16 protein-coding genes are annotated in these 20,379 nt (G+C 64.7%); 3 read left to right on the top strand and 13 right to left on the bottom strand.

Annotation, left to right across the window (positions count from 1 at the left end; translation table 11 throughout):
- Nucleotides 1-3,786 (bottom strand): ESPR-type extended signal peptide-containing protein (locus EYW47_RS18135; protein ID WP_276322953.1); only part of this gene is annotated, 3,786 nt, incomplete at its 3' end.
- 880 nt (nt 3,787-4,666) lie between these two features.
- Here EYW47_RS18135 and EYW47_RS18130 point away from each other — a divergent pair.
- Nucleotides 4,667-5,113: a nuclear transport factor 2 family protein gene (locus tag EYW47_RS18130; protein ID WP_133196213.1), complete on the top strand. Its 447-nt coding sequence runs from the start codon at nt 4,667-4,669 to the stop codon at nt 5,111-5,113.
- Nucleotides 5,114-5,230: 117 nt separating this feature from the next.
- Here the strand turns inward: EYW47_RS18130 and EYW47_RS18125 are convergent, their stop codons facing one another.
- The 9 genes from EYW47_RS18125 to EYW47_RS18085 all read right to left on the bottom strand — a co-directional run bounded on the left by EYW47_RS18125 (nt 5,231) and on the right by EYW47_RS18085 (nt 15,408).
- Nucleotides 5,231-5,647 carry a CopD family protein gene (locus EYW47_RS18125; protein ID WP_028216196.1) on the bottom strand — a complete coding sequence of 139 codons (417 nt, stop codon included), beginning with the start codon at nt 5,645-5,647 and terminating at the stop codon, nt 5,231-5,233.
- A gap of 99 nt (nt 5,648-5,746) precedes the next feature.
- Nucleotides 5,747-7,018: a glutamate-5-semialdehyde dehydrogenase gene (locus tag EYW47_RS18120; RefSeq protein WP_133196211.1), complete on the bottom strand. Its 1,272-nt coding sequence runs from the start codon at nt 7,016-7,018 to the stop codon at nt 5,747-5,749.
- Nucleotides 7,019-7,227: 209 nt separating this feature from the next.
- Nucleotides 7,228-8,448, bottom strand: a complete 1,221-nt coding sequence (gene holA, locus EYW47_RS18115) for a DNA polymerase III subunit delta (RefSeq protein ID WP_133196210.1) — start codon at nt 8,446-8,448, stop codon at nt 7,228-7,230.
- Between the two features lie 33 nt (nt 8,449-8,481).
- On the bottom strand, nt 8,482-9,033 hold the full coding sequence (locus EYW47_RS18110; RefSeq protein ID WP_133196209.1) for an LPS-assembly lipoprotein LptE: 552 nt from the start codon (nt 9,031-9,033) through the stop codon (nt 8,482-8,484).
- A gap of 85 nt (nt 9,034-9,118) precedes the next feature.
- A complete protein-coding gene (gene leuS / locus EYW47_RS18105) occupies nt 9,119-11,713 on the bottom strand; it encodes a leucine--tRNA ligase (RefSeq protein ID WP_133196325.1) in 2,595 nt (864 codons plus the stop codon).
- 311 nt (nt 11,714-12,024) lie between these two features.
- A complete protein-coding gene (locus tag EYW47_RS18100; protein ID WP_133196208.1) occupies nt 12,025-12,459 on the bottom strand; it encodes an ExbD/TolR family protein in 435 nt (144 codons plus the stop codon).
- A gap of 52 nt (nt 12,460-12,511) precedes the next feature.
- Nucleotides 12,512-13,243, bottom strand: a complete 732-nt coding sequence (locus EYW47_RS18095; protein ID WP_133196207.1) for a MotA/TolQ/ExbB proton channel family protein — start codon at nt 13,241-13,243, stop codon at nt 12,512-12,514.
- Nucleotides 13,244-13,404: 161 nt separating this feature from the next.
- Nucleotides 13,405-14,202 carry a 4-hydroxy-tetrahydrodipicolinate reductase gene (dapB, locus tag EYW47_RS18090; RefSeq protein WP_133196206.1) on the bottom strand — a complete coding sequence of 266 codons (798 nt, stop codon included), beginning with the start codon at nt 14,200-14,202 and terminating at the stop codon, nt 13,405-13,407.
- 267 nt (nt 14,203-14,469) lie between these two features.
- The gene (locus EYW47_RS18085; RefSeq protein WP_133196205.1) at nt 14,470-15,408 is read right to left on the bottom strand and encodes an outer membrane protein assembly factor BamE; all 939 of its coding nucleotides are present in this window, start codon (nt 15,406-15,408) and stop codon (nt 14,470-14,472) included.
- Nucleotides 15,409-15,543: 135 nt separating this feature from the next.
- Between EYW47_RS18085 and fur the strand changes: the two genes are divergently transcribed.
- A complete protein-coding gene (gene fur, locus EYW47_RS18080; protein WP_028216204.1) occupies nt 15,544-15,972 on the top strand; it encodes a ferric iron uptake transcriptional regulator in 429 nt (142 codons plus the stop codon).
- Nucleotides 15,973-16,168: 196 nt separating this feature from the next.
- On the opposite strand, the gene EYW47_RS18075 is transcribed toward fur, so the two are convergent.
- Together EYW47_RS18075 and EYW47_RS18070 are read right to left on the bottom strand one after the other, a co-directional pair.
- Nucleotides 16,169-16,681, bottom strand: coding sequence for an ureidoglycolate lyase (locus tag EYW47_RS18075; RefSeq protein WP_133196204.1), 513 nt, complete (start codon nt 16,679-16,681; stop codon nt 16,169-16,171).
- Nucleotides 16,682-16,817: 136 nt separating this feature from the next.
- Nucleotides 16,818-18,161 carry a C4-dicarboxylate transporter DctA gene (locus EYW47_RS18070; RefSeq protein WP_133196203.1) on the bottom strand — a complete coding sequence of 448 codons (1,344 nt, stop codon included), beginning with the start codon at nt 18,159-18,161 and terminating at the stop codon, nt 16,818-16,820.
- A gap of 260 nt (nt 18,162-18,421) precedes the next feature.
- Between EYW47_RS18070 and EYW47_RS18065 the strand changes: the two genes are divergently transcribed.
- Nucleotides 18,422-19,159, top strand: coding sequence for a FadR/GntR family transcriptional regulator (locus EYW47_RS18065; protein WP_133196202.1), 738 nt, complete (start codon nt 18,422-18,424; stop codon nt 19,157-19,159).
- 91 nt (nt 19,160-19,250) lie between these two features.
- Here EYW47_RS18065 and gap read toward each other — a convergent pair whose 3' ends face one another.
- Nucleotides 19,251-20,261 carry a type I glyceraldehyde-3-phosphate dehydrogenase gene (gene gap / locus EYW47_RS18060; RefSeq protein ID WP_133196201.1) on the bottom strand — a complete coding sequence of 337 codons (1,011 nt, stop codon included), beginning with the start codon at nt 20,259-20,261 and terminating at the stop codon, nt 19,251-19,253.
- Nucleotides 20,262-20,379: the final 118 nt, after the last annotated feature.

Raw genomic sequence — 20,379 nt, 5'->3', positions numbered from 1 at the left:
CATCACCGCGTCAACAGAACCGCCGCCTGCGTACGCTTCGACTGCACTAAGCGCCGAGCCAACGTCGTTGTACGAACTGCCTTGAACGACATAGGTCGGGGCAGTGATCGTGCCGTCTGGGTTAACCTTCGTCTTGCCGCCAAGCGCGCTGGCCGTCGAGTCGGCCAGGCCGAAGAGCTGCGAGCCGTTCACCGCGTCCAGGCTCGCCGTGCTCACCACGCCGTTTGCCACGTTATGCAGCGCCACCGGCGTGGTCGAGCCCTTGCCGCCGAAGGTCACGGAGTCGTGCGACGACGAGTCGTACAGCACCGCATCCGCCACCTTGCCATACAGGTTCGTTACGTCGCCCGAGAGGTTCGACACGTTCTGGTTCGTTGCGAACAGTTGTGCACCGTTCACCGCGTCCGTGCTCGACGCGCTCAGCTGGCCATTGGCAACATTGGTCAGCGTCGTCGGCGTGGTCGCACCATCGGCACCCAGCGTGATCTTGCTCTTCGACGTGTCGTCGTACGCCACGAACGCATTCGTCACGTTACCCGAGCTGTCGATGTCCGCGCCCATCGCCTGGAGCTGCGCGACGTTCACCGCATCATTGGACACCGATCCGTTCGCCACGTTATGCAGTGCCACCGGCGTGGTCGAACCCTTGCCACCGAAGGTCACGGAGTCGTGCGCCGACGAGTCATACTGCACCGCGTCCGCCACCTTGCCATACAGGTTCGTCACGTCGCCCGCGATGTTGGTCACATCACCCGCGAGGTTCGACACGTTCTGGTTTGTCGCAAACAGCTGTGCACCGTTCACCGCATCCGTGCTCGATGCATTCAGCGCGGCGTTCGCCACATTCGTCAAAGCAACGGGTGCCGTAGCCGTCGTGCCGCCAAACGTCACCTTGTTGTGTGCCGACGTGTCGTACTGCACGCCGTCCGGCGAACCCGTGCCGGCCTTCGCGTTGATGGCATCCAGTGCCGACCCAACGTCGTGGTAAGTCGAGCCCGAAAGGGCATAGCTCGGCGCACTGATCGAGCCATTCGGATTCACGACGGTCGAGCCGCCCAATGCCGTTGCCGTGCTCGATGCCAGACCGTAAAGCTGCGAGCCGTTCACCGCATCCAGGCTCGCTACGCTCACCGCGCCGTTTGCGACGTTGTGCAGCGCCACCGGCGTGGTCGAGCCCTTGCCGCCGAAGGTCACGGAGTCGTGCGACGACGAGTCGTACAGCACCGCATCCGCCACCTTGCCGTACAGGTTCGTCACGTCGCCCGCGATGCTGGTCACATCGCCCGCGAGGTTCGACACGTTCTGGTTCGTCGCGAACAGCTGTGCACCGTTCACTGCATCCGTGCTCGATGCGTCCAGCGTGCCATTCGCCACATTCATCAAGGCAACGGGGGCCGTAGCCTTCGTGCCGCCCAGCGTCAGCTTGTCGTGCGCCGACGTGTCGTACACAACTGCGTCCGGACTGCCGCCCTTCGCCACATCCATGACTGCGTCGAGTGCCGACCCAACGTCGTGGTAAGTCGTGCCCGAAAGGTCATAGCTCGGCGCACTGATCGAGCCATTTGGATTCACGACGGTCGAGCCGCCCAATGCCGTTGCCGTGCTCGATGCCAGACCGTAAAGCTGCGAGCCGTTCACCGCGTCCAGGCTCGCTACGCTCACCACGCCGTTTGCGACGTTGTGCAGCGCCACCGGCGTGGTCGAACCCTTGCCGCCGAAGGTCACGGAGTCGTGCGACGACGAGTCGTACAGCACCGCATCCGCCACCTTGCCGTACAGGTTCGTCACGTCGCCCGCGATGCTGGTCACATCACCTGCGAGGTTCGACACGTTCTGGTTCGTTGCGAACAGCTGCGCACCGTTCACCGCATCCGTGCTCGATGCATTCAGCGCGGCGTTCGCCACGTTCGTCAGCGCAACCGTGCCACTCGTGGTGCCGGCACCACCAAGCGTCACCTTGTTATGCGCCGAGGTGTCGTACTTCACTGCGCTATCCGAAAGCGCGTGAGCCTTGCCGTCCATGGCAGCCAACGCGGAACCCACGTCCGAATAACTGCTGTCTGCCACGGCATAGTTCGGCGCGGCAATCGAACCGTCTGCCTTCACGCCCGCGCCAGCGCCCAGCGCATCCGTCACACCCTTGAGCTGCGAAACGTTCACCGCATCGGTGTTATTCTGGCCGGCCGCCATATTCACAACCCGGCGAGTGTTGGCCTGGCTCTGTACATAGCTCGTGACGCCATTCGCGTCGACCACCGCGCGCGTAGCCGTCCCGTCACTGCCCACCGAAACGGTGTTCGCCACGTTCGACACGGAACCTGAGCCCAGTGCCACCGAGTCGTCTGCCGACGCCAGCGACTGGATGCCTACTGCCATGCTCCCGCTGCCGTCCGCCTCCGTGTTCGAGCCAATGGCGATGCTACCGGCGCCGTTCGCGCGCGGAGTGTCGGTCGGCGAATACGAGCCCAAATTGTTGGCGGCGCCCCGGATCTGCGAATAGTAAGCCGCAGTTCTGTACGGCGCCCCGTTCGCCCCCGAAGTATCAACCCCGGAACCCGACGAAGCGCCCAGCTTCCCGCTGGCCCGGAGCAGCCTGGGCCCCGGCTGGCCTACGGAATCTTGCGCCGCGATCATATCCGCCACCTGGCCAACGTTGGCGGCATCCGTCAGCAGGACGCCATTTGCAACGTTGCTGATAACCGTGCCTTTCGGCAAGTACGGGCCGGCGCGGTCGGCACTCACGGGGTACAGGCTGTTGCCTTGACCCGGATCGAGCACGATCTGCGAATTCGCCGTACCGATGGTGTTCGGCACGTAGAGCACTGCGGGATTGCTCACATTCCCGCTCGCATCGGCAATGAAGCCCCCAAACGTGTAGCCGTTGGGATCCGACGAAGCCGCCTGCGCGCCATGGCCCGCAGTGGTCAGTGTGTTCTGGACCTTGGTGATGTCATTGCTGATGTTCTTGACGTCCTGGCTCACGCCGAACAGCTGACCGCCGTTCACAGCGTCCGTGCTGCCAGCCGCCACGTTGCCATCGGCCACGTTGTGCAGCGCCACCGGCGTGGTCGATCCCGAGCCGCCCAGCGTCACTAGATCGTGCTTCGACGTGTCGTACTGGACCCCGTTGGCGCCCGAGGTGCCGTTGATGGCATCAAGAGCCGACCCGACGTCCGTGTACGTCGCTCCCGCAACCGTATAGGTTGGCTTGCTGACCGAGCCGTCGGCATTGGCGGTCGAGCCGCCACCGAACACGCTAGCCGTCGAACTCGCAAGGCTGTGCAACTGCGAACCATTGACACCATCCGTGCTCGTGCCGCTCACCGTACCGGCCGCAAGATTCGTGATCTTGTTGCCGTTCATGGTGACGGTGTTAAGCATGCTGATGTTGCCCGCGCCCTTGAGTTCGAGCAGGCCGTTCGAATAGCCCGTCACGCGGGCGGTCGAAGCGCCGAAGCCGTTGCCGCCGGTTGTATCGCTTGCGTTGTTCAGCGAAAACGCGAACGCGGGTGCGCTGGCGCTTCCGGTACAGCTCAGGTTCGTCGTGCTTGCCTTAAAGCCGTAAGCAGCGCCGGGCGTCGACTGATTGGCTGCACAGAGCTCGACTCCCCCGTTGCCGACGGCTGCTTGCGCGAAGGCGCCCGAAGCAGCCAGCGCGGAGCCCATCCCAACCGCAGCGACCGCAACGCGCGTCGAAGACTTCTTGCCGCGTGCCTGCGCGTTTTCCTGCACGGCAACCCACGTCCCCGTGGATTCGTTCCAGATTGATCGGTATGTCTTGTTCATTCTCTGCCTTACCTTGATTAAAGACGGGATCTCAACCGACGCCTACGCAGTCCACGCAGGCGCATTGCGGGCAGATTCAAAATCGCCCGAATGCAATTCCCTTGAGCCGGAAAACTCGCTACCCGATAGAAAGGCTCGCTTTTCCGATGGGTGCCAAAAATCAAAGCTGTCAGAATTAACTGAGAATTTTCAGCTTCACCCAAATGCCCAAGAGGCATTAACAAGGCGTAACTCTATTAATCAGGCAAAACAGCGAATATAAGAAAATTCCCAAAGAAATAAGCCATGGCAAAAGGCGCAGAAGCCGCACAAAACAAGGCCACCTGGGCTCTAACGGATCCTGACAAATCACTCAATTCGGGTGGGGCCATCGAGCAAAAAATAACCCATGGACTACAGATTTAACTGAGAATTATCGCTCGATTGGGTAATAGATATTCATGGGTGATAGCACACGCACAATTCATTTGTCGGCACAATCCTACAAATTCTTATGTGCACTCCGCAACACCAGGAATATTCCTTAAAACAAGAAATTTCCTACTCTGAATTTCAGATATTTAATCCGGAAATACCAGCACACTCAATTTGACAAATAAACCCCATCGTCAGCAGATTGCGACGTAATGCCGCACATTGATCGTGTTGCATATTTCCGACGTGGATTGCGTCTTCGCGCACTGGTTTTGAGATTCGTCCTATGTCTGACGATCTGTAAGATAAATATACTTTTTACGTCGGGAAACGCAGACACAACTCCCTACGTGTCACGCGCGGCCTTCGCGCTCAGCGCCTCTTTAGCCAGCCACGGCTGGTGATCATTCGATCGTTTCCCGTCTTTGCGAACCAACTGGTTCGCCGTATCAACATAGGAAACGTCATGAAACATCTGTTCGCCTTCGCCGCCGCGTGCGTGGCGGCCACCGCCGCTTTTGCCTCCGTCCCAAGCGCTCCTGTCACGAACGAAGCCATCCAGCTGCAGATTCTCGAACACCAGTGGACCCAGGCGGCCGCCAACGGCGACCGTTCCATGCTCAACGATCTGCTGGACGATAAATTCCTCGAAATCCTGCCTAATGGCACGCATCGCTCGAAGCGCGACCTGCTCGCCGCGGTTGCGCTCCCTCCGGGCGGCTCGCAAGTGCTGGAAGATGTGCGCGTTCAGGTGCTCGGCGATCTGGCCGTCGTCACAGGCATCAACCGCTATACGCCTGCGCGGGGCTTTCGGCCGATCGAATACCGCTTCGCCGACGTTTTCATGAAGCGAGAGGATGGCTGGCGTGTCGTGGGCGCGCGCATGCGCCGCAAGGAATCAGGCAGCATCTGAGCAACCCATGTTGCATGGGTCCGGAGCACGCGCTTTGCATGGGACCCGAGCAGACGCTGAAGCGCTAACTCCGGATCGACAGGCTGCCCGCCTGGGCAGGAATGGGAAAGAGCGAACTCAGAAAGGCTTGATGACGACCAGCGCCACCGCAGCCAGCATGCCGAGCACCGGGAGCTCGTTGAACATGCGGTACCACTTGTCGGAGCGGCGGTTCTCGCCGCGCTCGAAGGTCTTGAGCAAACGTCCGCAATACGCGTGATAGACGATGAGCAGGACCACGACGCCCACTTTCGCGTGGATCCAGCCCTGACCGCGCCCGATCCCCACCACGAGCCACAGCCACAGCCCGCAGAGCAGCGCGGGCACGGCGATCAGCGTCATGAAGCGGTAGAGCTTGCGCGCCATGATGAGCAGGCGCTGGATGGCCGCGGGCTCGGTTTCCATCGCTAGATTCACGAAGATGCGCGGCAGGTAGAACAGGCCCGCGAACCACGAGGCAATCAGAACGATGTGAAACGTCTTGACCCAGAGCATCGGCAATCCTTGTTGTTATCGGCGTAATGAATACGGGACCTGCGCAGGGCGTGGCGCGAGTGAGATGCGTGTGCCTTGTGCGGCACGCGCAGCGCTCGATTACTGGCGCCCTTCGCCGTGGCCCAGCACGACGTATTTGAGCGAGGTCAGCCCTTCCAGGCCAACCGGGCCGCGCGCGTGCAGTTTGTCGTTGGAGATGCCGATCTCCGCGCCAAGGCCGAACTCGAAGCCGTCGGCGAAACGCGTCGAGGCGTTCACCATCACGCTTGCCGAATCCACTTCACGCAAGAAACGCATTGCGCGGTCGTGGTCTTCGGTCACGATGGCGTCGGTGTGATGCGAGCCGTAATGGTTGATGTGTTCGACGGCCTGATCGAGATTGTCGACGATCTTGACCGCCAGCACCGGCGCGAGGTACTCGGTGCGCCAGTCCTCTTCGGTGGCGTCCACGAGCGGGCCGACGTTCGCATCCGCGAGAATCGCGCGCGCGGCCGCGTCCACGCGCAGCTCCACGTCCTTGTCGCGATAGAGCCGACCGAGCGGCGGCAGCACTTCGTGCGCGATGCCGCGCGCGACGAGCAGCGTCTCCATCGTGTTGCAGGTGCCGTAGCGGTGCGTCTTGGCGTTGTCGCAGACGGTAAGCGCCTTCGAGAGATCGGCGCGGTCGTCCACATAGACGTGGCAGATGCCGTCGAGGTGCTTGATCATCGGCACGCGCGCTTCGGCCATCAGGCGCTCGATCAGGCTCTTGCCGCCGCGCGGCACGATCACGTCGACGAATTCCGTCATGGTGATGAGCTTGCCCACCGCCGCGCGGTCGGCGGTTTCCACGACCTGCACCGCGTCCTGCGGCAGGCCCGCTGCCGCGAGCCCCTCGCCGATCAACTTCGCGAGCGCCGTGTTGCACTCGAGCGCCTCGGAGCCGCCGCGCAAAATCGTGGCGTTGCCCGACTTCAGGCACAACGCCGCGGCGTCGATGGTCACGTTCGGGCGCGATTCGTAGATGATGCCGATCACGCCCAGCGGCACGCGCATCTGGCCGACCTGAATGCCGCTCGGGCGGAACTTGAGGTTGCTGATCTCGCCGATCGGGTCAGGCAGCGCCGCGACCTGGCGCAAGCCTTCCACCATGGTCTTGAGCGCCTTGTCCGAGAGCGTGAGGCGGTCGATGAACGCCGCGTCGTGGCCCTTCTCCTTCGCGCGCGCGAGGTCGCGGGCGTTGGCGTCCTTCAGTTGCTGCGCCTCGCGTTCGATCGCTTGCGCGACGGCCTCGAGCGCAGCGTTCTTTGCAGCCGTCGAGGCCCGGGCCATCGCGCGCGAAGCCTTGCGGGCGCGGCGGCCGAGGTCGGTCATGTACTGGTCGATATCCATGGTTTCTGTCGTGATGCGGCGCGCCCGGTCGATGCGGTGTGAGGCTGCGCGGTTCAGGTTAGGTCGATTTTAAGGCCAGCGGGCCAGCTTTGCTGCGCGCGCCCTGACGGCGGGCGCGAGTGGCGGTGCATGGTGGACTGGCGAAAACGGCGCAAAGCGCCCGCTGGCGATGCCGATAGCAGGTGCCGGAATGGGCCCGGCCAGCACAACTAGCCTGGCCTGCGTCCCGGCCCTGCGGTGCGCGGTCGGGACGCGGCAGCCGCTGCCGCGGCCGCAGCGGCTGGGCTCGCGCCGCCTGGCTGGGCACGCCCCGATGCTGCGGCGCCGCGCGCGGGTGCAGCCGAACGCGCCGGCGCGCCGGTGTCGCGCGGCGCGGCAACCGTCATCGCCAGTTCGAACAGGCCGTCCCAGGCATCGGGCGGCAGCGCATTGCGCCAGTCTCCGCGCGATTGCCCCGAAAGCCCCTTCACCTGGCGGTCGAGGCGCGCCGCGAGCGCGAGGCCGCGCTCGAGCGTCGCCTCTGTCAGCCGCGAGAGCGCCGGCCCGATGAGCCGCTCGCGCGGCCCCCAAACGCGGTTCTCGCGCAGCAGCATTGCGAGCGGCTTGCCCGCCGCCACGCCGCGCTTGATGCGCAGCAGCGTGCGGACCTCTTCGACAACGGCCCACAGCACCAGCACCGAAGCCTCGCCTTCGCCCTGCAACCCGTTGAGCATGCGCGCGAGCCGCCCGGCATCGCCGGTGAGCATCGCTTCGTTGAGCTTGAAGACGTCGTAGCGCGCGACGTTGAGCACGGCGTCGTGAATCTGCTCGAAGCTCAGCACGCCTTCGGGATAGAGCAGCCCGAGCTTCTGGATTTCCTGATGCGCCGCGAGCAGGTTGCCTTCCACCCGCTCCGCGACGAATTGCAGCGCGCGCCGCCCGTCCTCGCCTGAAGCGACGCGCTGGCCCTGCTGGGCCAGACGCTGCCCGATCCAGTTCGGCAACGCCGCGCGCTCGACCGGGTCGATCTTGATCGCCACGCCGCTGTCCGCCAACGCCGTGAACCACGCAGATTTTTGCGTGGCTGCGTCGAGGCGCGGCAGCGTAATGAGCGTGAGCACGTCGGGATTCGCAGCCGATTTGGCCGTCGCGGCGAGCGTCTTGAGCGCGTCCGCGCCTTCCTTGCCGGGCTTGCCCGACGGGATGCGCAACTCAACCAGCTGGCGATCGCCGAAAAGCGACATCGACTGGCTCGCGCCAATCAGCGCGCTCCAGTCGAAGCCGCGCTCGACCGTGAACACCGAGCGGTCGGTGAAACCCGCGGCGCGCGCGCTCGCACGAATGCGGTCGCACGCTTCCTGGGCGAGCAGATGCTCGTCGCCGTAGACGACGTACAAACCCGCCATTGCTTTGGCGAGGTGCGGCTCGAGTGCGTCCAGTCGCAGTTGCATGAAGAGCGCTTTAGAAGAAGGACGAGACGCGCATCACAGCGGCGGCGGCGGCAGCGGCGCGCGGGGCGCGACGCCCGGCACGACCTGGGCCGGCGTGGGATGCAGCGTCTTCAGGACTGCGAGACGGCGCGTGAGTTGGTCGACGGCGTCGTTTTGCATGTCGGCGAAGAGCAGCTCGGATTCCGACACCTTCGCAGTCGAGTACTGGTCGCTATAGGTCATGGCGCGGTTCAGCGCGATCGCGCTCGACTGGATCAGCGGGGAGCCGTCCGTCGCCGTGAGCGTGTAGTTCAGCGAATAGTTGACCTGATATTCCTCGACCACGCCGAGCGAATTGAGCGTGAGCGTGCTGAAGCTGCGCGATTCGCTCACGCGCAGCACCGCGTCGGCATTGGCCGCCGAGTCGACCACGACCGAATCGCTACCGCCTTCGATCATGCGCGTCAGACGCGCCGTCACGGGCGCCGACGCGCCAACGACGGCGAGGCGCTTGAACGCGTAGTTCTGCTCGCCACGCAGCTGGAACCCGCACGCCGAAAGCATCAGCGCGCTGCCCGCCAGTAACAGGAACGATCTGCGAATCACCTGGACTCCCTGGTTCAGAACGGCGGCGGCGCACGATGCGTCGATCGCGCGCCACCGCCGGCACGTCATGTGCCAGCACGTCATGTCAGACCACGACGTTCACGAGACGGCCCGGCACGACGATGATCTTCTTCGGCGCGCGCCCTTCGGCGAACTTCGCGAACATCTCGTGGGCGAGCGCGGCCGCTTCGATCGCGTCCTTGCCCGCATCCTTGGCGACCGTCACGGCGCCGCGCACCTTGCCGTTCACCTGCAGCACGAGTTCGATTTCGGCCTGCTCCAGCGCCTTTTCGTCGACCTTGGGCCAGGGCGCGTCGAGCAGCGTGCCGTATTCGTCGGCGTATCCGAGCGCCTTCCAGAGCTCGAACGTCAGGTGCGGCACGACCGGATACAGCACGCGCAGCAAGACGCCGAAGGTCTCGCGCTGCACGCCCGCGCCGGCGCCCTTCGCGGCTTCGATCGCGTTGAGCATCTTCATCGCCGCCGAAACGACGGTGTTGTACTGCAGACGCTGGTAGTCGAAGTCGGCCTGCTTGAGCACGCCGTAGACTTCGCGGCGCAGCGTCTTCTCGACATCGGCAAGCGCGGCGGCGTCGAACGACGCGCGCGACTTGATGGCCTCGGCGTTCGCGTAGCCGAACGTCCAGACGCGGCGCAGGAAGCGGCTCGCGCCCTCCACGCCCGCGCCCGACCATTCGAGCTGCTGCTCGGGGGGCGCGGCGAACATCGTGAACAGACGCGCGGTATCCGCACCGTACTGGTCGATCAGCACCTGCGGGTCGACGCCGTTGTTCTTCGACTTCGACATCTTCTCGACGCCGCCCAGCACCACGGGCTGGCCATCGCTATTGAGCGTCGCGCCAAGCGGGCGGCCCTTGTCGTCGTGCGTGACGGTCACGTCAGCCGGGTTGTACCAGGTCTTCTTGCCTGAGGCGTCTTCACGGTAGAAGGTCTCGTTGAGCACCATGCCCTGCGTGAGCAGGTTCTTCGCCGGCTCGCCGAACTTCACGAGGCCGAGGTCGCGCGAGACCTTCGCCCAGAAGCGCGAATACAACAGGTGCAAGATCGCGTGCTCGATGCCGCCGATGTACTGGTCCATCGGCATCCAGTAGTCGGTGCGCTCGTCGACCATGGTCGCCGCATTGGGCGCCGCGTAGCGGTAGAAGTACCACGACGAGTCGACGAACGTGTCCATGGTGTCGGTTTCGCGCTTCGCATCGGCGCCGCACTTCGGACACTTGCAGTTCAGGAACGCCTCGGACTTCGCGAGCGGGTTGCCCGTGCCGTCCGGCACGAGGTCTTCGGGCAGCACGACCGGCAGATCCTGCTCGGGCACCGGCACGTCGCCACAGCTCGGGCAATGGATGATGGGGATCGGCGTGCCCCAGTAGCGCTGACGCGAGATGCCCCAGTCGCGCAGACGCCACGTGACCTGCTTGTCGCCGTAGCCATGCGCCTTGAGGTCCGCCGCGACCGCATCGACGGCCGCCGTGTAGCTCAAACCGTCGAACTTGCCGCTGTTGATGCAGACGGCGCGTTCCTTGTCGCCGTACCACTCCTGCCAGGCGTCGAGCGAGTAGGTCTCGCCTTCCGCGGCGATCACCTGCTTGATCGGCAGATCGTACTTTTTCGCGAACGCGAAATCGCGCTCGTCGTGGCCCGGCACGCCCATCACCGCGCCTTCGCCATAGCTCATCAGCACGTAGTTGCCGATCCACACCGGCACCTGCTCGCCCGTGATCGGGTGCGTGACGGTGAAGCCCGTGTCGACGCCCTTCTTCTCCATCGTCGCCACATCCGCTTCGGCCACGCCGCCGCGCTTGCATTCGTCGATGAACGGCAGCAGCTCCGGCTTGTCCTGCGCGAGACGCGTGGCGAGCGGATGCTCGGCCGCGATCGCACAGAAGGTCACGCCCATGATGGTGTCGGCGCGCGTGGTGAACACGCGCAGCAGCTTCTTTTCGCCGTCGAGCTCGTACGGAAAACCGAAATTCACGCCGAAACTCTTGCCGATCCAGTTCTGCTGCATGATCTTGACGCGCTCGGGCCAGCCGAGACCTTCGAGGTCGCCCAGCAGCTCATCGGCGTACTGCGTGATGCGCAGGTAGTACATCGGGATTTCGCGCTTTTCCACGAGCGCGCCCGAGCGCCAGCCGCGTCCGTCGATCACCTGCTCGTTGGCGAGCACGGTCTGATCGACCGGGTCCCAGTTCACCGTGCCGGTCTTCTTGTACGCGATGCCCTTCTCGAGCATCTTCAGGAAGAACCACTGGTTCCACTTGTAGTAGTCGGGCTTGCAGGTGGCGAGCTCGCGCGACCAGTCGATCGCGAGACCCATCGACTGCATCTGGCCCTTCATGTACTCGATGTTGTCGTAAGTCCACTTGGCCGGCGGCACGCCGTTGGCCATCGCGGCGTTCTCGGCGGGCATGCCGAACGCGTCCCAGCCCATCGGCATCAACGTGTTGTAGCCGTTCATGCGCAGATAGCGGTACATCACGTCGTTGATCGTGTAGTTCCGCACGTGGCCCATGTGCAGCTTGCCCGACGGGTACGGCAGCATCGAGACGCAATAGAACTTGGGCTTGTCGGCCTTTTCGGCCGTCCGGTAAGCGTCGGACTCGCGCCATTCGCCTTGCGCAGCGGATTCGACGTCGGAGGGAACGTATTTTTCGAGCATGGTGTGGATGGGGAACGCGGATTCGGGCGGATTCGGCCTGGGTTCAGCCTGGTAAGGTGCTGCCGGGCCGGTCGTGCGCGGCTCGGACATCAGCACGGGCACGACGCTCACGGGCTGCGCCAGCTTCAGCAGGCCCGCTTTTTTACAGGGAAACGGTGATTATACCGTCGAGTTGGCCGCGCTTTCCGCTGCCGTCTCGTGTGGCGGGATTTGATGGCCAGCGGCAGCGACTGGTGAGCGCTGCCAGCCCGGATGGCAGACACAATCGACGCAGGCGAAGGCCGGCACGAGCGGCGCCGGCGGCGGTCCGGTCAATGCTGGCCGGGCGGCGGCGGCTCGGTCACGAAGCCGATGCGCGCGAGCCCTGCCTGCTGTGCGGCACCCATGACCTGCGCAATGACTTCGTAGCGGGTCTCGCGCGCGGCGCGCAATTGCAGTTCGGGCTGCTGCGCCTCGGGCGCCTTGCCCGCGGCGGTGAAGCGCGCGCGCAACTCGTCGAGCGAAATGGGCTGGGCGTTCCAGTAGAGCTTGCCTGCGGCGTCGATCGAAAGCGTGACGGTCTGCGGCGTCTGCTGCACGGGCTCGGCCGCGACTTGCGGCAAATCGAGCCGGATGGCGTGCGTGAAGAGCGGCGCGGTAATGATGAAGATGACGAGCAGCACGAGCATGACGTCGATGAGCGGCGTCATGTTGATATCGGCCATCGGCGCCGAATCGCGCTTCTTCTCGAGTCCGCCGAATGCCATGTGCGTCGTTCCTCGCGAGTTGCCGGTCAGTCAGTGCACGCCGATACGCAGGTCAATACGACCCGGCGCGCACGTCTTCGCGCGGCGCACCCTGTGCACCTTCGCGGCGCGGCGGCGTGCCCTCCGGCGCGCTGGCATACGCGTGCAGATCGTGCGCGAAGCCGTCGAGATCGTCGCCGAGCTGGCGCACGAGGCGGCCAAGCACGTTGTAGGCGAGCACCGCGGGAATCGCCACGACGAGACCGAAAGCCGTCATGATGAGCGCCTCGCCTACTGGCCCGGCCACGTTCTCGATCATCGCCTGGCCGCTCGTCGCGATGCTGCCGAGGGCGTGATAGATGCCCCAGACCGTGCCGAGCAGCCCGACGAACGGCGCCGTGCTGCCAACCGAAGCGAGCAGCACCTGCCCGAATTCGAGCCGCCGCTGCGACGCCTGCAGCGCACCACGCAGCGCCCGCAGCACGCGCTCGCCACGGTCCACGCGCGCGAGCAGCGCGCCCGGCGCGTCGGCCTCGGCGCATGCGAGCGCCGCCTCGGCGAGCGGCAGGAACACGCGCTCGCGGTCGAGCGCGCGCATTGCGCTCACGCCGTCAGCCAGCGAATGCGCCTGCCAGAACCGCGCGACCGCGCGGGGCCCCTGGCGCTTGGCCCGCACGAGCACCCAGGTCTTCACCAGCAGAAAGCACCAGCTCGCGATCGACATGGCCAGCAGCACCCAAGCCACGGCGTGCGTGACGGCGTCGCTCGTCTGCAAATAATGGATGACTCCGGTACTCGCTGCCATTGAACCTCGCCTGCCTCGTGTCGCCTACGTTCTGTCCCCTGCCTTGCGGTCCGTGACCCGGCGCCCGGAATCGGCTGCGCGCTCCGGTTTGAAACCCTCGCGCGCGCCTGCGGCGCAGGCCCGGCGCGGCACACACGCGCCGCCGGACAGGGAAACGACGCTCAGCGCAAGCCGAGCACGTCCTGCATATCGTACAGGCCAGTGGCCTTGTCTTGCAGAAAGCACGCGGCGCGCACGCTGCCCTGCGCGTAGGACAGGCGGCTCGACGACTTGTGCGTGATCTCGATGCGCTCGCCGATACCCGCGAACAGCACGGTATGGTCGCCCACGATATCGCCGCCGCGAATCGCCGAAAAGCCGATCGTCGACGGATCGCGCTCGCCGGTCACGCCGTTGCGGCCGTACACCGCGCATTCGTCGAGATCGCGCCCGAGCGCGCGCGCGACGGCTTCGCCCATCGCAAGCGCGGTGCCCGAGGGCGCGTCGACCTTATGGCGATGGTGCGCCTCGATGATCTCGATGTCGTAGCCGGTCTCGAAAAAGCGCGCCGCGTATTCGAGCAGCTTGAGCGTGACGTTCACGCCCACGCTCATATTGGCCGCGAACACGACACCGATCTTCTGCGCGGCGGCGCCAAGCTGCGCCTTTTGCTGCGCGTCGAAGCCCGTGGTGCCGATCACCATCTTCACGCCGTGGCGCTGCGCGGCTTCCAGATGCTCGAGCGTGCCCTCGGGGCGCGTGAAGTCGATCAGGCAGTCGCTTTGCGCGAAAACCTGCTCGATGTCGTCGGTGATGCGCACGCCGGTTTCCTTGCCGAGGAACGCGCCCGCGTCCTGGCCGATGGCGGCCGAGCCCTTGCGCACGAGCGCGCCCGAGAGCGTGACGTCGGGGGAATTCAGGACGGTTTCGATGAGCATGCGGCCCATGCGGCCCGATGCCCCAGCGATTGCGATTTTCATGGCTCTTCCTGAAAACGTGAGTCCGGCAGCCCCGCCAGCAAAACCCGGTCGATGACCGCACGGCCGCCGGGCGGACGCTGAGGGACATTGCCAAAAAACGCGGCGGCCCGAAGCCGCCGATGAAATGCCCGGCGCGCGGCGCCAGGCCCTGTATGCATTACCCGCGGCGAGCCTGCCTGAGATCAGGCCAATGAGCAGGCCAATAAGCAGGCCAATGCGCGGATAAACTCGCGAACCCGCGCGCGGGCGTCTTTTGCGCCAGCGCGATCAGCCGCCCGACGCCGCATTCGGGCTCGCCGGCGCCTGGGACGGCGTTTGCGGCGGCGCGGTGAGCGGCGCGTTCTGCGACGGCGGCAGCGGATTCGTTTCGGTGTCGCCAGTGCCCTGCGCGCCCGGAGCCGGGCCGATCGGGTTGGATTGCGGCACACCCTGGATCTGCGGCGCCGGCTGACGGTGCAGCTGGATCTGCGACGGCATCGTGCCCACGCCTGGCGGCAGCGCCGACGAGGTCGGCGTGCCCGCGCGCACCGAAGGCGTCAGGCCAGAGGGCGTCTGCACGGCTTCCGTGGCACGGTTCGCGGCGGCCGCGGCCTGCGCGTTCGCGTCGAGCGGCAACTGCGAAGTGGCGGTGCCGAGTTCCGAAGACGGCGTGCGCGCCGTGTCGCCGACGGTCGGACCCGCGGCGCCCGAGGCCGAAGCCTGCGTGGCTTCAGGCGCCGACGCGCCCGAAGCCGGCGCAGCCGCGACGGCCTTGGCCTTCTTGCCCGATTTATCGCCATCGATTTCGGCGAGCAATTCGAGATTCGACGGCAGGTCTTCGCCACCCGACCAGCTCGACACGCGGTCGCCGTCGAACATCACGACGAAGTCACGCTGCTGGACCACGGCGGTCGAGCCGCGCTTGAAATAGAAGACGTAGTCCCAGCGGTTCGCGTGGAACATGTCGGTCAGCAGCGGCGTGCCGAGCAATTGCCTGACTTCGGCTCGCGACATGCCCACGTGCATCTGCGCCGCGGCTTCCTTCGAGACGAAGTTGCCCTGCACAATGGTGATGCGGTACGGCGTGATGCTTTGCGCAACGCGCTGCGTCAGGCTGTCGTAAGTGCCGCAGCCGGCGAGCGTCGCGAACGCGGCCGCAGCCAGCAGGGTGCACGCTACGCGGCGGCCGCTCAGGCGGCGGCCGATCGTTGTGAATTCTGGAATCATTTCCCTCACCGTGCGGGCTTGTCGCGAAGCCGCGCGTATTCTGTAGACGTTCGATCGAGTTCCGCCGAAACTGCCCGGAACGGCAAAAACCCATTAACATAAGAACCCAGCATTGTACTCCAGGGACTTATAGTCATGACCAATCCAACCGATCTCAAGAACATCGGCCTCAAGGCGACACTGCCTCGCCTGAAGATCCTGGAGATTTTTCAGCATAGCCCCGTGCGTCACCTCACCGCCGAAGACGTGTATCGCAACCTGCTGAACGAGGAGCTCGACATCGGCCTCGCCACGGTTTACCGGGTGCTCACGCAGTTCGAGCAGGCGGGCCTGCTCACCCGCAGCAACTTCGAGTCCGGCAAGGCCGTCTTCGAGCTCAACGAAGGCAGCCACCACGACCATCTCGTATGTCTCGATTGCGGCCTCGTCGAAGAATTCTTCGACCCCGAAATCGAAAAGCGCCAGCAGTCAATTGCCAACGAACGTGGCTTCAAGCTCCAGGAGCACGCACTCGCGCTGTACGGCGCGTGCACCAAGGAAAATTGCCCGCACCGCAAGCACTGAGCGGGCAGCGCGCGGGTGCGGGCGGGCTATCACCGGCTCGCGCCAAGCTAAAACGCCACGGCAACTCTGCCGTGGCGTTTTTTCGTTTGGGACACCGATTGGGGACATCAATTCTGAGAAGCGGGCGGCCTCGCGGCATTCGGTTCGTGCGCCGCCAGGCCTCGTTGCGAGGGCTGCGCCGGAGCCGGAGCGGACCTCAAGCGAGCGCGACGGGCTCGCTCGCATGCACGAGCCGCCAGGTCCCTTCCAGTGCGATCTCGTCGCAATTGGGCTGCTCGCCGCCACGGTCGATCACGAGAAAGTCGCTCACGCGATCGAACGCCAGCAGCGGATGGTGCCAGACACCCTTTGCATAATTGACGCCTTGCCCGCCTTCGACCCAGAACGCACGCAACTGCGTCGGATCGAATTCGCCCGCCGGTGCGACGACCACCGCATAACGCACGTCGCGAAGCGGCACGAACGCCTGGCTGCCGAGCGGATGCCGTTCCATCATCGCGATCTCGACGGGCCAGGCGCGCGGCTGGGCGCGAAATACGCTGACGATGGCGCGGCCACCCGCCTGCGCCACGTCGATCGACGCCAGATCGTGGAAGCGCTCGGTCGTGCCGCCGTTGATCGGGAAATGGCGTGCACCGTCAAGCTCGATCACGTCGCCGAATGGCGCGAAAGCCTCGCGCGTCAAAGGTTCCATCGGCAGGGTTTGCATGCGTGCTCCTTGATTGGGATCCAGTGTCGGAAGGGACATGATGATGTCGTTCAGCTCATCGAAAGAAAGCGGCAGCGCCGCGTAGCTCGTCGAACACCGCCCGTGCCGGCCAGGCCATGCGGGCGGCGCGCCTGACTCAGAGCGCGTGCGCGGGCTTGCCGCCGAGCGCCGGGTTGTGTGCGTCGGCCTCGGCATCGGCTTCGCCGGCCGGCACGTACAGGTAGCCCGGCTCGAGGTTCAGCACACGCTTTGCACGCGCCTTGTCGATGTCACGCTCCCACACGGCAACCACCACCGTGGCGACGCAATTGCCAATCAGGTTCGTGAGCGCACGCGCGATGCCGACGAACCAGTCCACCGGCAGGATCAGCACGAGCCCGAGCACGGGGATCGCGGGAATCGCGGAGAGCGTGGCGGCGAGAATCACGATCGCCGAGCCGGGAATGCCGTGCGCGCCCTTGGACGTGATGAGCGACACCAGCACCACCACGATCAGGTCGTGCAGCGAGAGCGGTGTATTGGTGGCCTGCGCGATGAAGATCACGGCGAGCGTGAGATAGATCGAAAAGCCGTCGAGGTTGAACGAATAGCCGGTCGGGATCACGAGACCCACGGTGGAGTCCTTCACGCCCATCCATTCGAGCTTGCGCATGATCTGCGGCAGCACGGCGTCGGACGACGCGGTGCCGAGCACGATCGACAGTTCTTCACGCAGATAGCGGATCAGCTTGAAGACATTGAAGCCCGCCAGCCGCATCACAATGCCGAGCACCACCGCGACAAACACGAAGCAGCTCGCGTAGAACACCACCACGAGGAAGCCGAGCTGCTTGAGCGAGGCCACGCCGTAGGTTCCGGTCGTGAACGCAATCGCGCCGAGCACGCCGAGCGGCGCGAGCTTGATGATGAAGCCCATCACGCGGAAGAACACCTGCGAGAGCTCGTCGATGAGGATGTTCACGCGCTGCGCCTTCGGTCCGAGCAGCGAGAGCGCGCTGCCGAACAGCACCGAGAACACGAGGATCTGCAGGATGTCACCCTTCGCGAACGCGTCGAACGCGGTGTCGGGAATGATCTTGAGCAGGAATCCGGCGGTGTCCTTCAGGCTCTTCGCGTGCTCGGTGTAGGTCGCAAGCGATGCCGCATCGAGCGAATGCAAGTCCACGTTCATGCCGGCGCCCGGACGCGTGAGATACGCGAGCACGGCGCCAATCACGAGCGCGACGGTCGTCATCGCCTCGAAGTAGATCACCGACTTCAAACCGACGCGCCCCACCTTCTTCAGGTCGCCCGCGTGCGCCATGCCGCTCACGACCACGCAGAACACGATGGGACCGATCACCATCTTGATGAGCTTGAGAAAGCCGTCGCCGAGCGGCCGCAAAGACTGGGCGAAATGGGGAAACACCGCACCGACTACGATGCCCAGCACGAGGGCAATCACTACGCGGCCAAACAGCGAATTGAAGAACTTCGTCACGACTGTCTCCTACGAGCGAGGGAAGCGAGTAACTGTTCTGACTGGTCAGACCAGTACCGTTATGGCCAATAGTAGGAAGCCGATATAGTAGAGTCAAGGTTGGAGCGTGCGGTGTTTACCCTTGCGCGGTCAGACCAGTTCGCAAGCCAGCGCGGGGTGGCGCGCGCTGCGCCAGAAGGGCTTTGATGCGGCGCCCCATGCAGGTGCGCCGGGCGGGACTACAATACAGGTCAGACCACGCGAGCGCCCTGCGCAATCCGATGAAGAACGTCCCGCATACCGTCACCGACGCCGCCGTCGCCACGATCCGTGCGCGGATCGAAGGTGGCCTGTACCCGGTGGGCAGCCTGCTGCCCGCGCAGCGGCAACTCTCCGAGGAACTGGCGATCAGCCGCGCTTCACTGCGCGAGGCGCTCTCGACGCTCGAAGCGCTCGGCATGCTGTCGATCCGCGCCGGCAAGGGCGTCTACGTGACGAGCGCGCAGGCCACGAGCGTCCATCCGTGGCGCTTTGCCGATCAATCGTCGCTGCCCGATACCTACCAGATGCGCTACGCGCTCGAAGGCTTCGCCGCGCGCATGGCGGCGCTCGCGATCGGCGACGCCGACGTCGCCTGGCTCGAGCACAACACGGACACGCTGCACGAGGCGCTCGCCTGCGACGAGCTCGACGAGGCCGCGCAACTGGACTTCGAATTCCACATGCGCATCGTGAGTCTCGCCGGCAATGCGGCAATCGAATCGATCCTGCGCAGCAGCGCCGACATCATGAAAGAGAGCCAGCGCATGCCGTTCTACCGGCGCGAGCTCGTGCTCTCCACGCATCGCGAGCATGGCCTGATCGTGGTGGCGCTCAAGGCGCGCGACAGCGCTGCAGCGGGTGCGGCCATCGAGGCGCATATCGCCAGTGCCGCCCAGCGTGCGGGCGTCTATTTCCCGACGCCGCCGGTCCCCTCGACCACCCCGGCACCGGCGCCGGACATCGCCACCGAAAAATAAGGTCGAAAAAAAACCGCCCCGAAGGGCGGCTTTTTCGTGCCGCACGCCGGGCCGCGAGGCCCGGCGGAGCACGACCACAAAACAAGCGTGCTTACTTCGCGTTCGCGAAAGCCACCGCCGTGTCCAGCATGCGGTTCGAGAAGCCCCACTCGTTGTCGTACCAGCTCGACACCTTCACGAGACGGCCCGAGACCTTCGTGAGGGTGGCGTCGAACGTCGACGATGCCGGGTTGTGGTTGAAGTCGACCGAAACCAGCGGTGCTTCGTTGTAGCCGAGGATGCCCTTGAGCGCGCCTTCCGAAGCTTCCTTCATGATGGCGTTGACTTCCTCAACCGTCGTGTCGCGCTTGGCGATGAACGACAGGTCGACGATCGACACGTTGATGGTCGGGACGCGGATTGCGTAGCCGTCGAGCTTGCCGTTCAGTTCCGGCAGCACGAGGCCGACAGCGGAAGCCGCGCCCGTCTTCGTCGGGATCTGGCTTTGCGTGGCCGAGCGTGCGCGGCGCAGGTCTTCGTGGTACACGTCGGTCAGGACCTGATCGTTCGTGTACGCGTGAATCGTCGTCATCAGGCCGGTTTCGAGGCCGATCTTGTCGTTCAGCGGCTTGACGAGCGGTGCCAGGCAGTTGGTCGTGCACGATGCGTTCGAGATGACCGTGTGCTCGGCCTTCAGCACGTTGTGGTTCACGCCGTAGACGATCGTTGCGTCGACGTCCTTACCGCCCGGCGCCGAGATGATCACCTTCTTCGCGCCGCCCTTGATGTGCGCGCTGGCCTTTTCCTTGGTCGTGAAAAAGCCCGTGCACTCCATCACGACGTCGACGCCCAGCTCGCCCCACGGCAGCTCGGCCGGGTTGCGGTTTGCCAGCACGCGGATCTTGTCGCCGTTCACGACGAGGTACTCGCCGTCCACCGAGACTTCGCCCGGGAACTTGCCGTGTGCCGTGTCGTATTGCGTCAGATGCGCGTTGGTCTTCGCGTCACCCAGGTCGTTGATCGCAACGATCTGGATGTCGTGCTTCTTGCCGTTCTCGTAGAACGCGCGAAGCGTGTTACGGCCGATGCGGCCGTAGCCGTTGATAGCGACGCGAATGGTCATGGTTTATCTCCTGAGGGCTGAAAAATCCTGATACCGATGCGGTTGGCGCGGCCCGCCTCGCTGGGGCGGCAAGGCGACACGCGCACAACGAAATTCAAAAGCGAAATAGGAAAACGAA

The sequence above is a fragment of the Paraburkholderia silviterrae genome, assembly GCF_004353915.1.
Lineage (GTDB): Bacteria > Pseudomonadota > Gammaproteobacteria > Burkholderiales > Burkholderiaceae > Paraburkholderia > Paraburkholderia silviterrae.
This window is presented reverse-complemented; position numbering and strand designations above follow the sequence as displayed.